This window comes from Polaromonas sp. P1_G1 (genome assembly GCF_056405595.1).
In genome coordinates this window covers 20,907-36,967 of sequence record NZ_JBFUBU010000004.1, presented here as the reverse complement: position 1 = coordinate 36,967, position 16,061 = coordinate 20,907, and the positions used below count along the sequence as shown (strand labels likewise).

14 protein-coding genes are annotated in these 16,061 nt (G+C 64.2%); 5 read left to right on the top strand and 9 right to left on the bottom strand.

Annotation, left to right across the window (positions count from 1 at the left end; translation table 11 throughout):
- The 4 genes from AC1D1Y_RS02620 to AC1D1Y_RS02605 all read right to left on the bottom strand — a co-directional run bounded on the left by AC1D1Y_RS02620 (position 1) and on the right by AC1D1Y_RS02605 (position 5,403).
- Positions 1 to 822, bottom strand: a complete 822-nt coding sequence (locus tag AC1D1Y_RS02620) for an NUDIX hydrolase (RefSeq protein ID WP_477680987.1) — start codon at positions 820 to 822, stop codon at positions 1 to 3.
- Between the two features lie 675 nt (positions 823 to 1,497).
- Positions 1,498 to 2,859 carry a DUF1501 domain-containing protein gene (locus AC1D1Y_RS02615; RefSeq protein ID WP_477680986.1) on the bottom strand — a complete coding sequence of 454 codons (1,362 nt, stop codon included), beginning with the start codon at positions 2,857 to 2,859 and terminating at the stop codon, positions 1,498 to 1,500.
- 18 nt (positions 2,860 to 2,877) lie between these two features.
- The gene (locus AC1D1Y_RS02610; RefSeq protein WP_477680985.1) at positions 2,878 to 4,323 is read right to left on the bottom strand and encodes a DUF1800 domain-containing protein; all 1,446 of its coding nucleotides are present in this window, start codon (positions 4,321 to 4,323) and stop codon (positions 2,878 to 2,880) included.
- 84 nt (positions 4,324 to 4,407) lie between these two features.
- Positions 4,408 to 5,403 carry a quinone oxidoreductase family protein gene (locus AC1D1Y_RS02605; RefSeq protein WP_477680984.1) on the bottom strand — a complete coding sequence of 332 codons (996 nt, stop codon included), beginning with the start codon at positions 5,401 to 5,403 and terminating at the stop codon, positions 4,408 to 4,410.
- A gap of 137 nt (positions 5,404 to 5,540) precedes the next feature.
- Between AC1D1Y_RS02605 and AC1D1Y_RS02600 the strand changes: the two genes are divergently transcribed.
- The 5 genes from AC1D1Y_RS02600 to AC1D1Y_RS02580 all read left to right on the top strand — a co-directional run bounded on the left by AC1D1Y_RS02600 (position 5,541) and on the right by AC1D1Y_RS02580 (position 10,402).
- Entirely contained in the window at positions 5,541 to 6,440 is a 900-nt protein-coding gene (locus AC1D1Y_RS02600) for a DMT family transporter (protein WP_477680983.1), read from the top strand.
- Between the two features lie 122 nt (positions 6,441 to 6,562).
- The gene (locus AC1D1Y_RS02595; RefSeq protein WP_477680982.1) at positions 6,563 to 7,006 is read left to right on the top strand and encodes a hypothetical protein; all 444 of its coding nucleotides are present in this window, start codon (positions 6,563 to 6,565) and stop codon (positions 7,004 to 7,006) included.
- Between the two features lie 153 nt (positions 7,007 to 7,159).
- The gene (locus AC1D1Y_RS02590; protein ID WP_477652649.1) at positions 7,160 to 7,492 is read left to right on the top strand and encodes a hypothetical protein; all 333 of its coding nucleotides are present in this window, start codon (positions 7,160 to 7,162) and stop codon (positions 7,490 to 7,492) included.
- 404 nt (positions 7,493 to 7,896) lie between these two features.
- Complete coding sequence (locus AC1D1Y_RS02585) at positions 7,897 to 8,088, top strand: hypothetical protein (RefSeq protein WP_477680981.1); 192 nt, start codon at positions 7,897 to 7,899, stop codon at positions 8,086 to 8,088.
- Between the two features lie 322 nt (positions 8,089 to 8,410).
- On the top strand, positions 8,411 to 10,402 hold the full coding sequence (locus AC1D1Y_RS02580) for an AAA family ATPase (RefSeq protein ID WP_477680980.1): 1,992 nt from the start codon (positions 8,411 to 8,413) through the stop codon (positions 10,400 to 10,402).
- Positions 10,403 to 10,504: 102 nt separating this feature from the next.
- Here the strand turns inward: AC1D1Y_RS02580 and AC1D1Y_RS02575 are convergent, their stop codons facing one another.
- The 5 genes from AC1D1Y_RS02575 to AC1D1Y_RS02555 all read right to left on the bottom strand — a co-directional run bounded on the left by AC1D1Y_RS02575 (position 10,505) and on the right by AC1D1Y_RS02555 (position 16,054).
- Positions 10,505 to 11,374, bottom strand: a complete 870-nt coding sequence (locus AC1D1Y_RS02575) for an ABC transporter permease (protein ID WP_477680979.1) — start codon at positions 11,372 to 11,374, stop codon at positions 10,505 to 10,507.
- Positions 11,371 to 12,258, bottom strand: coding sequence for an ABC transporter permease (locus tag AC1D1Y_RS02570; protein WP_477680978.1), 888 nt, complete (start codon positions 12,256 to 12,258; stop codon positions 11,371 to 11,373). The genes AC1D1Y_RS02575 and AC1D1Y_RS02570 overlap by 4 nt, the downstream gene beginning before the upstream one ends.
- Position 12,259: 1 nt before the next feature.
- The gene (locus AC1D1Y_RS02565) at positions 12,260 to 13,363 is read right to left on the bottom strand and encodes an ABC transporter ATP-binding protein (protein ID WP_477680977.1); all 1,104 of its coding nucleotides are present in this window, start codon (positions 13,361 to 13,363) and stop codon (positions 12,260 to 12,262) included.
- Between the two features lie 157 nt (positions 13,364 to 13,520).
- Positions 13,521 to 14,675, bottom strand: coding sequence for an ABC transporter substrate-binding protein (locus tag AC1D1Y_RS02560; RefSeq protein ID WP_477681045.1), 1,155 nt, complete (start codon positions 14,673 to 14,675; stop codon positions 13,521 to 13,523).
- A 98-nt stretch (positions 14,676 to 14,773) separates the two neighbouring features.
- The gene (locus AC1D1Y_RS02555) at positions 14,774 to 16,054 is read right to left on the bottom strand and encodes a glucarate dehydratase family protein (protein WP_477680976.1); all 1,281 of its coding nucleotides are present in this window, start codon (positions 16,052 to 16,054) and stop codon (positions 14,774 to 14,776) included.
- Positions 16,055 to 16,061 lie beyond the last annotated feature (7 nt).

Here is a 16,061-nt window from a genome sequence, read left to right as displayed (position 1 = left end):
TCAGGCCGTGAGGCCCATGGCGTCTGAAAGAATCAGCGCCGCTTCGGTCGTGAACTCGCCGCGTTGCAGGGCCTCGAGCAAGTCTCCAGCCTCCATCAGGCGGAACTGCTCGACCTCGCCGTCCTGGTTGTCCGGCGCCATGCCCTCGGGCACGGTGCAGACATACCAGTCGATGTCCTCCACCACATAACCCGCGCCGTTGCCGTCCGTGGCCGGCCGCCGCGTCGCCAGGCGCCCGCCGTAGCGCATGGCCTGCAGTTGGGCCGTGTGCAGGCCGGCTTCTTCCCAGGTCTCGCGCACCAACGCGGTTTCCACCGTATCGACCGCCGACACCATGCCGCCCATCAGCGTGTCCCACAGGCCCGGGTCGTTGGATTTATTGAAGGCGCGCTGCTGCACCCAGAAGCGCCCGTCCGGCGACTGCCCCACCAGGTGCACCGCCAGCGTGGTGATGCCCAAAGGCCGCACCGCCGCGCGCTCCACCGTGCCCTTGCGGTGGCCGAACTGGTCGGGCACCGCGAGCTGCTCGTCACGCCAGGCACCGGCCAGGCCGGCTTCATGCAGCGCGACCGCGATCTTGTTCAGGCTGGTCGTGACGTCCCCCATCACGCGCCAGCCCAGGGTTCCGGGGCGCTCTTCCTTGAGGAGGGGGTGGTCACCGTCGGTCATGGTGTGGAGGGCCAGCTTGTGGAAGAAGCCGGGTTCTACTGAGCCGATCATGGATTCGCCGGCCCACAACGGCACTCGTGGGCGCAGCGGCGGCACGGTTGCGCCTGCGCGGAGGTCGCGCAACCAATGCGGGTTGTGATTTGGGTTTGTCATGGTTCTTGGGGGTGGGTTTTAGTTTACTTCGGTGGGCTTGTTGTGGGTTAGGGGTTTTGCTGGGTTCTGCTGGCCGGGGGTTGCCCGGCGGCAACTCACTTTTCTTTTGCTTCGCCAAAAGAAAAGTAAGCAAAAGAAAAGGCGACCCTGGTTGCTGCGTCCCTCCGCTTCGCTGCGGGCAACCTGCGGTGCTCGGTTCAGGCGGGGTCTCGCTAAACTCGCTACGCTGCGCTTCGCTCAAACAACGCGATCCCTGATCCGCCTGAACCTCCGCTCCTCGGCGCATCCACAAGGGTGGGAGCGGGGAGAARAAATACCAAACAGCCGAATACCAATACCGAATACCTGAAGAAACAAGGACTCGCCGTGGCGAGTCCTTGTTTGTCTTGGTTGTTTCTTTGTCTTTTGTCCCCGCTCCCGATTGCCCCGTCCTGGCTGGGCCGAGGAGCGCAGAGACAAGCGGATCAGGGCTGGCGTTGTCTGAGCGAAGCGAGTTTAGCCAGACCCCGCTTGGCTCGAGCACCGCAGGTTGCCCCGTAGCGCAGCGCAGGGGCCCCAGACTGCGGGTCGCCTTTTCTTTGGTGACTTTCTTTTGGCGAAGCAAAAGAAAGTTACTTGCTGCCGGGCAATCCCCGGCCAGCCGTCTTCAGCGAAGAGCACTCCTCCCAATCCCAATCAAGCCTTATTAAACAACCCATCCAAACGTTTATCCCACTTGGCCCCGGGTAACACCTCGGAAAGTTGCGAATCCCCAAACGCAAAGGTCCCGCGAAGGACCTGCGCCAGCACCGCCCGATAGTCATGATGCGCAGGCAGATCCCGCCCTTCATTAAGCTGAGAAAGACCTGTCCATTGCCCATGCCACCGCCCACCAGCAACCCGACTCCCCATAAGCCACATAGCGTTACCGAAGCCGTGGTCGGTACCACGCGTACCGTTCTCCCCACTGGTGCGGCCAAACTCGCTCATCACCACGACCACATCACCGGGTTCGGAAAAATCCTGCCGTAGTTGCGCAATGCCGCGTGCCAGGTTGCCCAGGTTGTTGGCGAGCTGGCCGGTGGCCGCGCCCTGGTTGGCGTGGGTGTCCCAGCCGCCGGCTGATAAAAAACCGAGCCGCAGCTTGCGGTCGTTGCGCATCAAGGTGCCGAGGTGCTGAGCGTCCAGCTGCAGGCCCACCGGGTCGGCCGCACCGTTGCTGGCCGCCAGCATCTGGGCATTGAGAGCCTGCTGGTTGGCGGGCGTGCCGTCGCGGTCCAGGTTTCTGTCGGCCATACGCCTGGCGTCCTGCGCCATCTTTTCGGCCCTGGCGGTTCTTTGCTCGGTGAGCTCCTGCGCGCTCTGCATGCGGCTGCCCGCGCCTTGGCGGAAGGCTTCGCTGAGCTTGTCGTCGCCGCCGTACAAATCCATCAGCGCCTGGCGGGTCTTGTCGTTGGCCAGCACGCCGGTGCGCTCGGCCGACTGGCCGCGCGGGATCAGCCTGACGGCGGCGGCCTGGCCGGCCAGGATGGCGGGATTGGCCTCGCCCACGCCCAATGCGACCGCACCCGGTGCGGCGCTTTTGCCAACACCCGCCGTGGTGTTGAGCCAGCCGGGCGCGCTGCTGGTCTTGCCGCCTTGCGCGATTTCCATCTGGTACTGCGCGTCGAAGTGCGAACGGTTCGGCGCGGGCAGGCCGGCCGCGGGCACAAAGCTCAGCACGCCTTGTTGCCACAGCGGCAGCAGCGGGGCCAGCGCGGGGTGCAAGGCAAAGGTCTTGTCGAGCTTGATGGCGGTCTGCGCAGTGCCGTCGGGTGCCGCAATCGCGATGCTGGGACGCAGCGCGTAATAGTCCTTGTCGGCATAAGGCACAAAGGCCGAGAGGCCGTCGTACGCGCCGCGCAGGAAAACGACGATGAGGCGCCCGTTGTTCAGGCTCCCGGGCACGGCTTGCGCCCACACGCCGGGCGCGGCCAGAGACAAGGCGGACAAGGCGCCCATACCAAGCAGGCCGCGGCGTTGCAGCAGGTGGGGCGATGAAGAATGGTTTGAACTCATGGGGGTTCTCGCTGCCGTTTATTTACGCATGAAATCGGGGCTTGCCAGCATCAGGCCGGTACGCATTTGCGCAGGCTCCTGCGCGATGCGTTCGCGCGTCGCGACACTGAAAAAAGCATTGAGGTAAGCCGGCTCTACCATGCGCTGGCCCAGGCCCATCGCGTAGTCGGCGCGCCGCGTGAGCGCCTCGGGCGCGAGCCAGGTGTTCGCATCGGTCTTATAGCCGTCSGGCGTTTGCCAGCCGTGCATGGGCTGGCCGGCCTGGGCGAGAAAGCCCAAAGTTTGCACGATGTCGCGGCGCTCCTTCACGCCGCCGGCCGCGGTGAGCGCCGAGCAGGCGAAGTCCAGCGGCGTCTTGAACAGCTGCTTGTCTTTGGCCCAGAATTCCGGCGACTCGATCAAGGCACGCATCACCACGCGGATGTCGCCTTGCGTGTCCGTGAAAGTGGCGGCCAGTTTGTCGACCAGTGCGGCCGGGGGTTTGTCGGCGACAAAAAAACTCACCAGCCGCGTGGCCACGCGCCGCGCGGTCTCGGGCCGGCGTGCCAGGTAGCGTATGGCCTCCTCGCCCTCGGCCACGCTTTGGTTGCCGAAGGTGCGGCCCAGCAGCACCTTGCCTTCCTTGTCGTGCAGGCGCTCGGCAAAGCGGAAGCCTTCGCCGTCCTTGAGGTTGACGGTCCAGCCGGTCAGGATGCGCGCCAGCTCGCGCACGTCTTTCTGCGTATAGCCGCTGTTCACGCCCAGCGTGTGCAACTCCATCAGTTCGCGCGCATAGTTTTCGTTGAGGCCGCGGCTGTTGCTCTGCGCCTGGTCCAGGTAGAAGAGCATGGCCGGGTGTTTGGCGCTGGCCAGCAGCAGGTCTTCAAAACGGCCCAGGGCATTGGCGCGTATCACGTTGACCACATAGTGGCCGACAAAGGGGCGCACCGGGCCCTTGCCGACAAAGACGTTGAGGTGGTTGAACCAGAACTCGGTCATGCGCGCCAGCAGCGGGTTTTCGAGTGCCGGGTCGCTGCAAGACATCAGGCGCCAGGCGGCGGCGTCCTGGGCCATCTCGCGGCTGAATTTTTCATCGCCCGCGCCCGCCGCGGCGGCCATACCGGGCTTGGCGGTTTTTTCACGCGCGATCCTGCGCGCCTCTTGCTCAGTCCGGAAGCTGCGCGCGATGTCGTTGAGCGGTGCGTTGATGCCGGCGAGTTCGGCGGGAAGCGTTGGCGGGCGTTTGCTGGCGGCATAAGCCGCGTCCAGCTGCCGCAGCGCCCAGGCGCGGGGCGAGGCCGCGGCGGCCTGCGCCGAGTCCGGCGTGGGCGCATAGCCCAGCCGCGAGGCGGCGCGCCAGGTGTCGGCCATCCTGGCCGTCGGGGGCGCGGCTTCAAGCTGCCCCTCGGCCTGCGCCGCGGGGCCGGCCAAGGCAGCCAGCAAGGCCGCGAACAGGCCGGCCTGGGTGATCGTCGCTGTGGGCATGTTTTTCTCCTGCGACTCCTTGTAACGCATGCACCGCGGCTTGCGTTGAACGCGGCCCCCGGCTTTACACAGGTTTTTTTCCGCTTACAGCGTCAGGATGGTGCAGCCCGTGGTCTTGCGGGCTTCCAGCGCGCGATGTGCTTCGGCCACGTCGGCCAGGGCAAAGCGCTGGTCGATCGGGATGTTGACCTGGCCGTTGGTCACCATGGCGAAGAGTTCGTCGGCCATTTCCTGCGTGACCTCGCGGGTCGCGATGTGGGTGAACAAGGTGGGCCTGGACACATACAGCGATCCCTTGGCGGCCAGCAGGCCGATGTCCAGCGGCGGCGTCTTGCCCGAGGCATTGCCGAAGTTGGCCAGCAGGCCGAAGGGGCGCAGGCAGTCCAGCGACTTGAGGAAGGTGTCCTTGCCGACCGAGTCATAGACCGCCTTCACGCCCTTGCCGCCGGTAATCTCCTTGACGCGGGCCACAAAATCTTCCTTGGCATAGTTGATCGCGAAGGCCGCGCCCTGCGACAGGGCCAGCGCGCATTTTTCGTCGGAGCCGGCCGTGCCTATCAGCTGCAGGCCCATGGCCCTGGCCCACTGGCAGGCGATCAGGCCCACACCGCCGGCCGCCGCGTGGAACAGCACGAAGTCGCCGGCCTGCAGGCCGCCCTGCGGCTGCGTGCGGCGCAGCAGGTACTGCGTGGTCAGGCCTTTGAGCATCATGGCCGCGCCGGTCTCGAACGAGATTGCGTCGGGCAGCTTGCACACGCATTTGGCCGGCATCACGCGCAGCTCGCAATAGCTGCCGGGCGGTTGGCTGGCGTAAGCCGCGCGGTCGCCGGCCTTGAGGTGGGTGACGCCTTCGCCCACGGCCTCGACGACACCCGAGGCTTCCATGCCCAGCTGCAGCGGCATGGCAAACGGATAGACGCCGCTGCGCTGGTAGACGTCGATGTAATTCAGGCCCACGGCCTTGTGGCGTATGCGTATTTCGCCAGGGCCGGGCTCGCCCACCGTCACGTCCACCAGCGTGAGTTCTTCGGGGCCGCCGTGCTGGTTGATGTGTACGGCTTTGGAGGGATAGGAGGCCATGGGTGTTCCTTGCAGAGGGAGATGTAAAAAACAAAAGCGAAAAGCGTGGCCGCCATGGTGCCATGAATCCGAAGAGGCCGCAGGGACTAAGGCCGGCCCGCACGCGGCAAAAGGTGGCGCTTGGTAAAGTCGACCGCATGACTCAACGCCTGACGCCCGCCACCGCCTCGCTGCTGGTGATCCCTCCGATGCTCTGGGCCGGCAATGCCGTGGTCGGCAGGCTGGTCACCGGCCTGGTGCCGCCCATGACGCTGAATTTCCTGCGCTGGGCGCTGGCCTTTGTGATCCTCCTGCCGCTGGCCTGGCGCCTGCTCCAACCCGGCAGCAGCCTGTGGCCCCACTGGAAGCGCTTCGCGGTGCTGGGCCTGCTGGGCGTGGGCTGCTACAACGCGCTGCAATACCTGGCGCTCAAAACCTCGACCCCGCTCAACGTCACCTTGGTGGCTTCCAGTGTGCCGATCTGGATGCTGGTGGTCGGTGCGCTGTGCTTCGGCCAGGCCGTGTCGCGGCGCCAGGTTGCCGGCGCCGTGCTGTCGATTGCCGGCGTGCTGGTGGTGCTCTCGCGCGGCCAGTGGGAGCTCTTGATGCAGGTGCAGCTGGTACCCGGCGACCTGTATGTGCTGCTGGCCACGCTGGCCTGGGCTTTCTACAGCTGGCTGCTGTCGCAACCGAAGGAGCCCGCGGAAATCCGCAGTGACTGGGCGGCTTTCCTGCTGGCGCAAATCGTCTTCGGCCTGGCCTGGTCGGGCGCTTTCGCGGCCGGCGAATGGGCCGTGACGGACGCGCACATCCAATGGGGCTGGCCGCTGGCCGCGGCCTTGGCCTACGTGGCCGTCGGGCCCGCGGTGATCGCCTACCGCTGCTGGGGCATGGGCGTGCAGCGCGTCGGGCCGGCCATCGCGGGCTTCTTTTCCAACCTCACGCCGCTGTTCGCCGCCCTGCTCTCGGCGGCCTTTCTCGGCGAGCTGCCGCATCTTTACCACGCATTGGCATTTGTGCTGATCGTGGGCGGCATCGTGGTGTCGTCGCGGCGCTGAGGCGCGCGAAAAAGCCGAATCAATGGCTGTCGTTTGCCCGCAGGCCGGTTTTGGATTGACCCGATGTCCGGATCACTGCAGGAGCCAGATTAAATTGCATATTGCGGCATACATTACGCTAGATGGAATCGTTAAATTACAGTCAATTTCCCCAGCCCGAGTCCAACGACGAGGATAGCGTCCAAGGCGCAATTGAGGCACTTCGCAATGCCCACGACCAACAGTCTGCGGAAGAGGCCTGCGACGAATTCCTTTGGGCAATGGGAAATAATCACTCAGGCACTTTTTATCCGGTCGTCCTGGCTGCCTTGCCGCAGATCCAACAAATCCTGAGGGACGGCGACCCCTGGTCTCAACGCGCGGCGATGGAATCACTCATCGACCTTGGCGGGTCGTTCGTTCCGGAAAAAGGACACGAGTTGTACCTTGGGGCCTCAGTTCAAAAAATGCTTCAGGCATTTATCCATTCAATGCGGCCCAAAGTTGCGCTGCTGGCGCAGGGGACTGGCGCAGTCTCCAGGAGCGCAGGCGAGTTGCTCGAGCTCATCGATGATCAAGCCGTCTAACCCCTCCGTCGAAGAAGTGGCCACAGGCAGCCTGCTCACGACCAGCAACGTCGCATCGCAATGATCCCACTCGGCCTCACCATCAAGACAATCTGGCTCGACGAGTACATACTTGAGTTCCAAATACAAGCCGGCAACGACTAGCCATAAACAATGCGCGAACACTTGAAGTCCGACAAGGCTCAGGCCAACGATTCCAACGAATTTAGTCTGTTGGGCTTCGCGGCTTTTCTTGTGGTCGTTTTGCTATTTTTGTTCGTGAGCACCAAAGCCGGAACACGCGGAGTCGGCGTCTACATGATGGTGGGCGCGCTAATCCAGCAATTTTCCGGCCGGATCGAATACGGGTGGGAGGGCCGCCCGCCTTCCGGCTACATCACGGGATGGACAGCCTTGGTGTTGAACCTTATCTTCGGGATGTGCGGCTTGGCCACAGTTATCTGGCCCGACATTGCCATGGGCATTCTGGGGTGGGACAAAAAGTGACGCATTTTGACAGGTGTCGCAGCGGCAACGCCAGGCATTTGGAGCTCGTAATCAACAAGCCCAATCCTCTACCTGCACTCGCCGCCCATGGTTTGATTTTCACAACACATTGCGAAAAACCATCGCATAAAACTTGCCAAGCCCGCGCGGCCTCTTCAGAATCCGTTCCTTGCTTTGAGCCGCCGCGTAACGAATAACCTTGCGCGGTAAACACCTTGAAGCCACCAAGACCCATGACTTTGTTCACTCACACCTGACGCACCCTCCACTGCCCCCGGCTGGATGTGGTGCCAACCATACCCAGCCCTGCGGGCAGTCGGTGTCGTGCCTTCACGTGTGAAGCGCGCTCCGCGAACCCCAGGCTGATTTTTTCGCCGGGGTTTTTTGCTTTCTGGAGCGTGCACATGAGTGCCAAAACATTTTCCCGTGACTTCGCCGACGGCAAGGTCAAGCATTTGCGGCGCATGAAGCAGCCGCTCGCCTTGACATTGCAACTGCCCGCCCCGCGCAACCCCGTGGTGCGGGCCCTCGCCCAGCGTGCCATCAGAACCTGTTTACGGCCTAAACGGGGCCGCGTTGGGGTGCAATCGGGATGAGTGGGTCGCCCGGGAACGCTGCATGGGCTAATGCCCATGCAAGGGCCTGGGTGGCTCAATCGCCCGATTTCACCCCAACCCGGAGGGCAAGCGCCTTCTCGGGCGGTCTGCGGCGTTGCGGCGCTAACCCATAGCGGTGCTATGGGCAGCGCACCGCGCCTTGCATCCCATCCCGAGAAGGGGCTTGCGCGGCCCCGTTTAGGCCGTAAACAGGTTCTCAGCGCGGGCAAACACATTCGCAGCACCGGCGCCAACCGCCGTGCTGAAACCGTGGCCCTGCACAAGGCCCTTAAAAAATTGATTGACTGACATGAAGAACGATATGACAACCGAGACGGTGGCCGCAGCCCGCGTGCCGCCCGAAATCATGCGAGAACGCAGTGCCCACCTGGCACTGGTTGCCGCCGAACTGAAGACCGAGCTGTTCGGCATTGACGACATCATCGACCGGGTGATCGAATCGATCCGCGCCTGGTATGTGCTGCCGCACATCATTCGCCGCCCGGTGATCGTCTGCCTCTGGGGCCTGACGGGCACCGGCAAGACGCAGCTCACGCGCCGCCTGGCGCAAAAGCTGGGTTTTTACGACCGCTTTGTCGAAGTGCAGATGGACGGCTTCAGCAACGGCAGCAGCTGGCGCAGCGCCGACTCCATCAGCGCCATGCTGGCAGAGTCAGGTGTCGCCGAGAGCGAGCCCGGCATGCTGGTGCTGGACGAATTCCAGCGCTTTCGCACCGTCGACGAGAAAGGCAAGGACGCCGCCGTCAAGCGCTACCAGGATGTCTGGCAACTGCTGTCCGACGGACGCCTGCCGCCATCGCTGTCGTTTCTGCAGGAACTTGATGAGTCACTGGCTTTCTCGCAGTACGAGCTTGAACGCGAGGAGCAGGCGGATGAAAAGCCCGCAAAGGATGGTGCTCCACCCAAAAAAATGAAGTTCAAACTCTCGCCCTACCAGGCCCAGGAGTTCAAACAAAGCCTCAAGATCAATGAGCCGCTGCAGGAAGTGATGACCTGGACGCCCCAGCAACTGCAAGAGCGGATGCTGGCGTTCAGGGCATCCACCGACTCGTGGGAAACGGATTACAGCCGCCTGCTTATCATTGTCTCGGGCAACCTGGACGAAATGTACGAAGGCACTGCCAAACGCGTGGAAGACTGCGACACCGACGCAGACATTTTTCATGCACTGACAAAAAAGCTGTCGCTCATCGACGTCAAAAAGGCCCTGGGAGAGCGCTTCAAGCCCGAGCAGATCGCCCGGCTGGGCAACAACCATGTGATCTACCCGTCGCTGAGCCAGTCTACGTACGAGCGGCTGATCCGCAGCACCTGCGCCAAATATGTTGATGAAATGCAGGCGAGCGCCGGGCTGTCGTTTGACCTGCATGAGTCGGTGTACCAGGGCATTTATGCCAACGCGGTGTTTCCGGCCCAGGGCACACGCCCGCTGTTCTCGTCCATCCATGCCATCCTGAGCGCGCCGCTGGTCAATGCCGTGCTGTGGGCTTTCGAGCACGGCGTGCCGGATGGTGCGACGCTGCAGGTCAGCCTGGACACGGCCACACAATCGCTGCGCATCGACCTCGGTCAGGCCGGCGGCCCCGGCATCGCCTACCCGGTGCCGCTGGACCTGAACCAGCTCAAGCAGCGCGCCAGCCCGGACTTCCGCGCCCTGCTGGCCGTGCACGAGGCCGGCCACGGCCTGGCCTACGGCCGGCTGTTCGGCCACGCGCCGCAGGAGGTGAAGATCAACGTGGCCTCTTTCGAGGGCGGCTACAACAGCTATGTGCGCCTGAAAGCCGAATCCCGGCAAAGCTGCCTGGACCGCCTCTGCGTGGGCCTGGCGGGCCGCGCTGCCGAAACCCTGGTGTTCGGCGAGGACGCCAGCACCACCGGCAGCGCAAGCGACTTCAAGAACGCCACCGCCCTGGCCGCGCGCTTTGTGCGCCACTTCGGCTTCGGCAACCGGCTGAGCCGTACCGACGTGACCGACAGCACGGACGAAAACCTCAACACGGACGTAGCACCGACCAACGCCGAGATCGAAGCCCTGCTGGCGCAGGCCTACGCACGCGCGCAGGCGCTGCTCAAGGCCGATTCGGCCCTGCTGCTGCGCATCGTGGACGAACTGCTGGCGCAGGGCCAGGTGAGCAAGGAAAAAATGGCCGGCCTGCTGGGCGTGGGCATTGCGACGGAAGAAAAGATGCTCATGCATTATGCCGAACAGCTCCAGGTGTTCAGCCTGCAGCACGGGCTGATGCAGCGGGTCAGTGGGACGGCGGTGGAGGCTGCCGAACCGGCGCTTGAATGATCTTCCCGGGCAAAAAAAAGCACGGAGAACAGCCCATGCTGTTTCCGTGCCCAATTTCCACCAACGGAAATCTTGACGGCGAGCCGTGGCTCTTGGTGATGCTCAAGCCTTGCCTGGATGCTCCTTGACGCGGCTGACCAGTTGCGTGGGATTGACGAAACGCAGTGCGATCAACAGCCACAGCACGGTGATTGCCATATAGATCATGGCCATCGCGTCCACCGACTGCCCGGCGCGCACGCCCGCGGCGAACACCGCGTAATACAGCGCGACGACCAGCGTCTGGGTGTCGGGGCCGGCGACCAGGAAGGTCAGCTCGAACATCGCCACCGTGCGCACCAGTACCAGCAGGCCGGCCGCCAGCACGCCGGGGGCCAGCAAGGGCACCAGGGTGTAGAGGAACATCTGCCGTGTATTGGCGCCAAAGACGCGCGCGGCCGATTCGATGTTGGTGTCCACCTGTTCGACGAAGGGCGTCATCACCAGGATCACAAACGGCAAGGCCGGGATCATGTTGGCGATGATCACGCCCGGCAGAGTGCCGGCCAGGTGCAGCTGGTACATCACCGTGGCCAGCGGAATGCCGTAGGTAATCGGCGGCACCATGAGCGGCAGCAGGAACAGCAGCGTGAGCAGCTTCTTGCCGCGAAAGTCCTTGCGCGCCAGCGTGTAGGCAGCCGGCACACCGATCAGCAGCGACAAGAAGACCACCGAGAACACCACGACCACCGTGACCACCAGCACATGGCCGAGCTGGAACTCCTTCCAGGCCGAGACGTACCAGCCGAGGGTGTAAGCCTCGGGCAGCCAGGTGCCCAGCCAGCGTGTGGCGACCGAGTTGGTGCCCACGGCCAGGATCATCATGCCGACGTTGACGAGGAAGAAGGCGATCAGCCCCCAGACCAGCGCGCGCCAGGCGCGGTCGCGTAGCGGGTCTTTCTCGTGCATCTGTTGCGTGTTGATCGCGCTCATCCCTTGCCTCCCGCCACCGGGCCGCGGTAGAACAGCGAGCGCAGGCCCAGCGCCGCGACCACGATGGCCAGCTGGACCAGGCCCATGATCATGGCGACGGCCGAGGCCAGCGAATAGTCGTATTGCTCAAAGGCTGCTTCATAGGCGGCGATCGCGATCACGCGCGTGGCGCCGGCCGGCGAGCCCAGCAGCACCGCCGAAGGGAAGACCGAGAAGGCCTGCACAAAACACAGGCAGAAGGCCATGACCAGGCCCGGCGTGAGCAGCGGCAAATAGATGTGGCGAAAGCGGTTCCAGCCGTCCGCGCCCAGCGTCGCCGCGGCGCGCGGCAGCGCCGGGTCTATCCCAGTGATGTAGGACAGGATCAGCAAATAGGCAAACGGAAAGCCGGTGATGATCAGCGAGATCAGCACGCCCCAGTAGTTGTGCGTGAGGCGTATCGAGCCCTCATACAGATGCAGCCAGCGCAGCGTCTGCGCGAGCCAGCCCTGCGGGCCGAAGTAGGTCAGCATGCCCTCGGCGATCAGCACCGTGCCCAGGGTCAGCGGCACCACCAGCAGGGTGGACAGGAAGCGCTGGTAAGGGCCTTTGGCGCGCGTGGCGTAGGCAATGCCCAGCGCGCAGGCGATGTTGATCAGCGTGGCCGGCAGCGCCAGCTGCATGGTGTTGCCTATGGTCTTCCACAAATCCTGCGTCTGGAAGAAATGGATGTAGTTCTCAAACACCCCGCCCTGCTGCGGCTGGAAGGACAGCAGCAGGCCGTAGGCGAAGGGGTAGACGAAAAACATCACCATCAGCGCGGCGGCGGGCGCCACCAGCATGACGGCCGGGTCGAAAGGCGGGCGCCGCGCGGCGCCTTGCGGCGGCAGGGTCATCGCGCTCATCTCACGCATCCCCTGCATAGACCAGCACGCGCTCCGGCGGGGCCGAGAGCATGACCTGGTCGCCTGGCGCAACGACGCGCGAGGAGCGTACGTAGAGCAGGTCTTCGAACGAAGTCCTGACCTGTAGCAACCATTCGCGGCCGCCGTACTCGGCGGTTTCGACGACGCCGGGAAAAGCCTGCGGACCGTCGCCTATCAGCAATTCATCGGGCCTTATCGCTGCCATCGCGGCCATGGCAGTGCCGGGCTGCAGCGTGTGCATGGCGGTGCCGGCCAGCTGCACACCGCCGGGGCCTTCGAGGCTCAGCCCCGCGCCGTTGGCCGAAGCCACCCGCACCGGCAGCACATTGCGATAGCCCATGAAGCGCGCGATGTCCAGCGTGGCCGGCCGCGCGAACACCTCTTGCGGCGTGCCTATCTGCTGCACCACACCCAGCTTCATGACCACGATGCGGTCGGCCATGGCCAGGGCTTCGTCCTGGTCGTGCGTCACGTAGACGGTGGAGCAGCCCTGGGCGCGGTGGATGCGGCGGATCTCGGAACGCATTTCAATGCGCAGCTTGGCGTCCAGGTTGGACAGCGGCTCGTCCATCAGGATCAGCGGTGGCTCGATGACGATGGCGCGCGCGATCGCCACGCGCTGCTGCTGGCCGCCCGACAGCTGGCCGGGCAGCTTGTGGGCATGCGCCTGCAGCTGCACGGTGTCGAGTGCCGCGGCGACGCGCTGGTCGATCTCGGCCGCCGGCACGCCGCGCATCTTCAGGCCGAAGCCCACGTTGCGGCTGACCGACAGGTGCGGGAACAGCGCGTAGTTCTGGAACACCATGCCGAAGCCGCGTTTTTCCGGCGGCAAGGTGTCTATGCGCCGCTCGTCCAGCCAGATGCTGCCGTCCGACAGCGGCATCAGGCCGGCCATGCAGTTGAGCGCGGTCGACTTGCCGCAACCCGAGGGGCCCAGCAGCGCGATGAATTCGCCGCGCTCTATGGTCAGCGAGAGTTTTTCGAGCGCGTGCGCGCCGCCGAAGCTGCGGCTCACGCCGTCCAGGCGCAGCTGCCTGAACTCGTTTTTTCCCGCGGGCCGTCCCGCGGTGTTGGGCATCACCATGTCAGAAACCTTTTATATGCCCGCACCGCGGGTCTGCTTGTTATTTAGAGTTGCTCATAAAACCCAGCGAAGCGGTCCTGGCTAGGCGCGCCGCCGCAGACAGTGCTACAGCACGGCAAGGCGGCGCAACAACGCCAGGAGGGTTTTTGAGCGACTCTTACTTGCCTTTGCCGGAACCGATCTCTTGATCCCACTTCTTGAAAGCCGCCACCATGGCCTTGTCTTCCAGCGGTTGGACGTGCGGCTGTTTGGCGATCCAGTCTGCGTACTCGGGGCGGCCGTATTCCTTGATGATGTCCTGGCTCTTTTGCGGCGCCGAAGTCAGCGGCACGTTTTTCACGGCCGGGCCGGGGTAGAAGTAACCGGAGTCATAGGTCAGCGCCTGCTGCTCGGGTTTGAGCAGGTAAGCCATCAATTCCATCACGGCCGCCTGGCGGGCGGCGGGCAGGCCCTTGGGCATGGCCATGTAGTGCGCGTCGTTGACCCAGGTGAAACCGTTGAGCGCCGCCACCTTGAACTGCTTGGGCACCACGCCCAGCGCGCGCGGGTTGATGTCCCAGCCGGTCACCGTCACCGTCATGTCGCGCGAGCCTTCGCCGAGTTCCTTCATCACGGCGCCCGTGCCTGTGGGGTAGTACTCGATGCAGCTGTTGAGCTCTTTCAGGTAGGCCCAGGTCTTGTCCCAGCCGGCCAGGGGATCCTTGGGATCCTTGTCGCCCAGCAGGTAGGGCAGGCCCATCAAAAAGGTGCGGCCCGGGCCCGAGTTGGCCGGTCGCGCGTAGATCAGCTTGTTGGGATTGGCCTTGCACCAGGCCAGCAGCTCGGCCGGCGTTTTAGGCGGCGCCTTGACCTTGTCGGGGTTGTACTCGAGCAGCGGGCCCGCGGGCATATAAGTCACCATGACGGCCTGGCCGTTGGCCAGGTCCTGCATCTTGCGGGCGCTGGGCAGGTAGTTGTCCATCAGGTTGGGGAACTTCGCGGCGTGCGCCGGCAACAGCGGCTCCCAGAGGTTGAGCGCCATGCCCGCGGCCAGCGCGTCGGTGCCGGTCAGCACCAGGTCGATGTCGGTGCGGCCGGCGGCCTGCATGGCCCTGATTTTTCCGGGAAGCTCGGGCGCGGGCGCCTTGGTGAAGGTGACGCGCGAAACCAGGTTGGGGTTTTTCGCGGCAAAACTTTCCAGCGCCTCCTGCGTCAGTGCCAGGTTGCCGGCCACGTCGACGACGTTGAGGGTCACGGGCTGCGCATGCGCCGCAACGGCCGCGAACGCCGCCAGAATGCCGGCGGCCCGCAGGCCCTGGGCCAGGCGGGACATCAAATGCTCGAACTTGATCATGATCTTGTCTCCTTCATTGTTGGTGTGAATAGCGAACGATGAACTGTCAACGGAAATGCGAGGCTGCTGCCGGCCTCTTAAAAACGCGGGCTGATGCCGGAAAATTCCGGCTGGTACTTGCGCATCTGCGCCAGGTCGTTGCGGTTGCGGATGCCGCAATCCAGGTATTGCCGGTGCAGTTCGGCCAGTTTGGCCGGGTCGAGCTCGACGCCCAGGCCGGGCGCCGTCGGCACCTTGACGGCGCCCTGGTCGAACTGGATCCGCCCGCCCTTGATGACCTCCTCCTCCTGCCACGGGTAATGCGTGTCGCAGGCATAGGTCAGGTTGGGAATCGCGGCGGCCGCGTGCGTCATGGCCATCAGGCTGATGCCCAGGTGCGAGTTGGAATGCATGGACATGCCCATGCCGAAAACGCCGCACATGCGCGCCAGTGCGGCGGTGGCTCGCAGGCCGCCCCAATAATGATGGTCCGACAGCAGGATGCTTACCGCATGCGTGGAGGCATTGCGCTTGAACTCCTCCATCGTGGTCACGCACATGTTGGTCGCCAGCGGCATGCGGCAGTGTCGGGCCAGCTCCGCCATGGCCTCCTGGCCGGGTGCCGGGTCCTCGTAATACTCCAGCAAGTCGTCGAGTTCTTTTGCGGCGGCAATGCTGGTCTCCAGCGTCCAGTTGGCGTTCGGGTCCAGCCGCAATGGCACACCGGGGAAGGCCCTGGACAGCGCCTTCATGGCGGCGATTTCTTCAGCCGGCGGGAACACGCCGCCCTTGAGCTTGATGCTCTTGAAGCCGTAAAGGCTCACCATGCGCTGCGCCTGCTTCACAACCTGCTCAGGCGTGACGGCTTCGCCCCAGGCGTCGGGCGCATAAGGTTTGCCGGCGTGCTCCGCGTATTTGTAGAACAGATAGGCGCTGTAAGGCACCTCGGTGCGCACGGCGCCGCCCAGCAAGTCGCACACGGGCATGCCCAGGATCTGTCCTTGCAGGTCGAGCATGGCGACTTCCATCGCGCTGATGACCTTGTCGGCATTTTTGGCGGTGTGCGAACCCGGCGCAAGCTCGAACTGCACGCTGCCGTCGCTGGCGTGTCCTGGCTTGATGGCTGCGCGTACGCGCTCTTCCATGACGTTCAGCTCAAACGGGGACAGGCCGAGGACCAGGGCACGGGCCTGCTCCAGCACTTTCACCATGGGCTCGTCGCCGTAGGTTTCAGAGATGCCAAGGCGCCCGTCCGAAGTTTCCAGTTCGACAATGCTGCGCAGCGCCCAGGGCTCGTGGATACCGCTGGCGTTGAGCAGCGGTGCATCGCGAAACGCGATGGGCGTGATCCGGACTGCGCTGATTTTGATATTTTTCATCCGCCCA

What these genes read in the sequence shown, in the direction of transcription:
- AC1D1Y_RS02600 (WP_477680983.1), top strand. Translation starts at nt 5,541, where the DNA reads ATGACTCAACGCCTGACGCCCGCCACCGCCTCGCTGCTGGTGATCCCT.
- AC1D1Y_RS02555 (WP_477680976.1), bottom strand. Translation starts at nt 16,054, where the DNA reads ATGAAAAATATCAAAATCAGCGCAGTCCGGATCACGCCCATCGCGTTT.
- AC1D1Y_RS02575 (WP_477680979.1), bottom strand. Translation starts at nt 11,374, where the DNA reads ATGAGCGCGATCAACACGCAACAGATGCACGAGAAAGACCCGCTACGC.
- AC1D1Y_RS02580 (WP_477680980.1), top strand. Translation starts at nt 8,411, where the DNA reads ATGACAACCGAGACGGTGGCCGCAGCCCGCGTGCCGCCCGAAATCATG.
- AC1D1Y_RS02560 (WP_477681045.1), bottom strand. Translation starts at nt 14,675, where the DNA reads ATGTCCCGCCTGGCCCAGGGCCTGCGGGCCGCCGGCATTCTGGCGGCG.
- AC1D1Y_RS02590 (WP_477652649.1), top strand. Translation starts at nt 7,160, where the DNA reads ATGCGCGAACACTTGAAGTCCGACAAGGCTCAGGCCAACGATTCCAAC.
- AC1D1Y_RS02605 (WP_477680984.1), bottom strand. Translation starts at nt 5,403, where the DNA reads ATGGCCTCCTATCCCTCCAAAGCCGTACACATCAACCAGCACGGCGGC.
- AC1D1Y_RS02585 (WP_477680981.1), top strand. Translation starts at nt 7,897, where the DNA reads ATGAGTGCCAAAACATTTTCCCGTGACTTCGCCGACGGCAAGGTCAAG.
- AC1D1Y_RS02595 (WP_477680982.1), top strand. Translation starts at nt 6,563, where the DNA reads ATGGAATCGTTAAATTACAGTCAATTTCCCCAGCCCGAGTCCAACGAC.
- AC1D1Y_RS02615 (WP_477680986.1), bottom strand. Translation starts at nt 2,859, where the DNA reads ATGAGTTCAAACCATTCTTCATCGCCCCACCTGCTGCAACGCCGCGGC.
- AC1D1Y_RS02620 (WP_477680987.1), bottom strand. Translation starts at nt 822, where the DNA reads ATGACAAACCCAAATCACAACCCGCATTGGTTGCGCGACCTCCGCGCA.
- AC1D1Y_RS02570 (WP_477680978.1), bottom strand. Translation starts at nt 12,258, where the DNA reads ATGAGCGCGATGACCCTGCCGCCGCAAGGCGCCGCGCGGCGCCCGCCT.
- AC1D1Y_RS02565 (WP_477680977.1), bottom strand. Translation starts at nt 13,363, where the DNA reads ATGGTGATGCCCAACACCGCGGGACGGCCCGCGGGAAAAAACGAGTTC.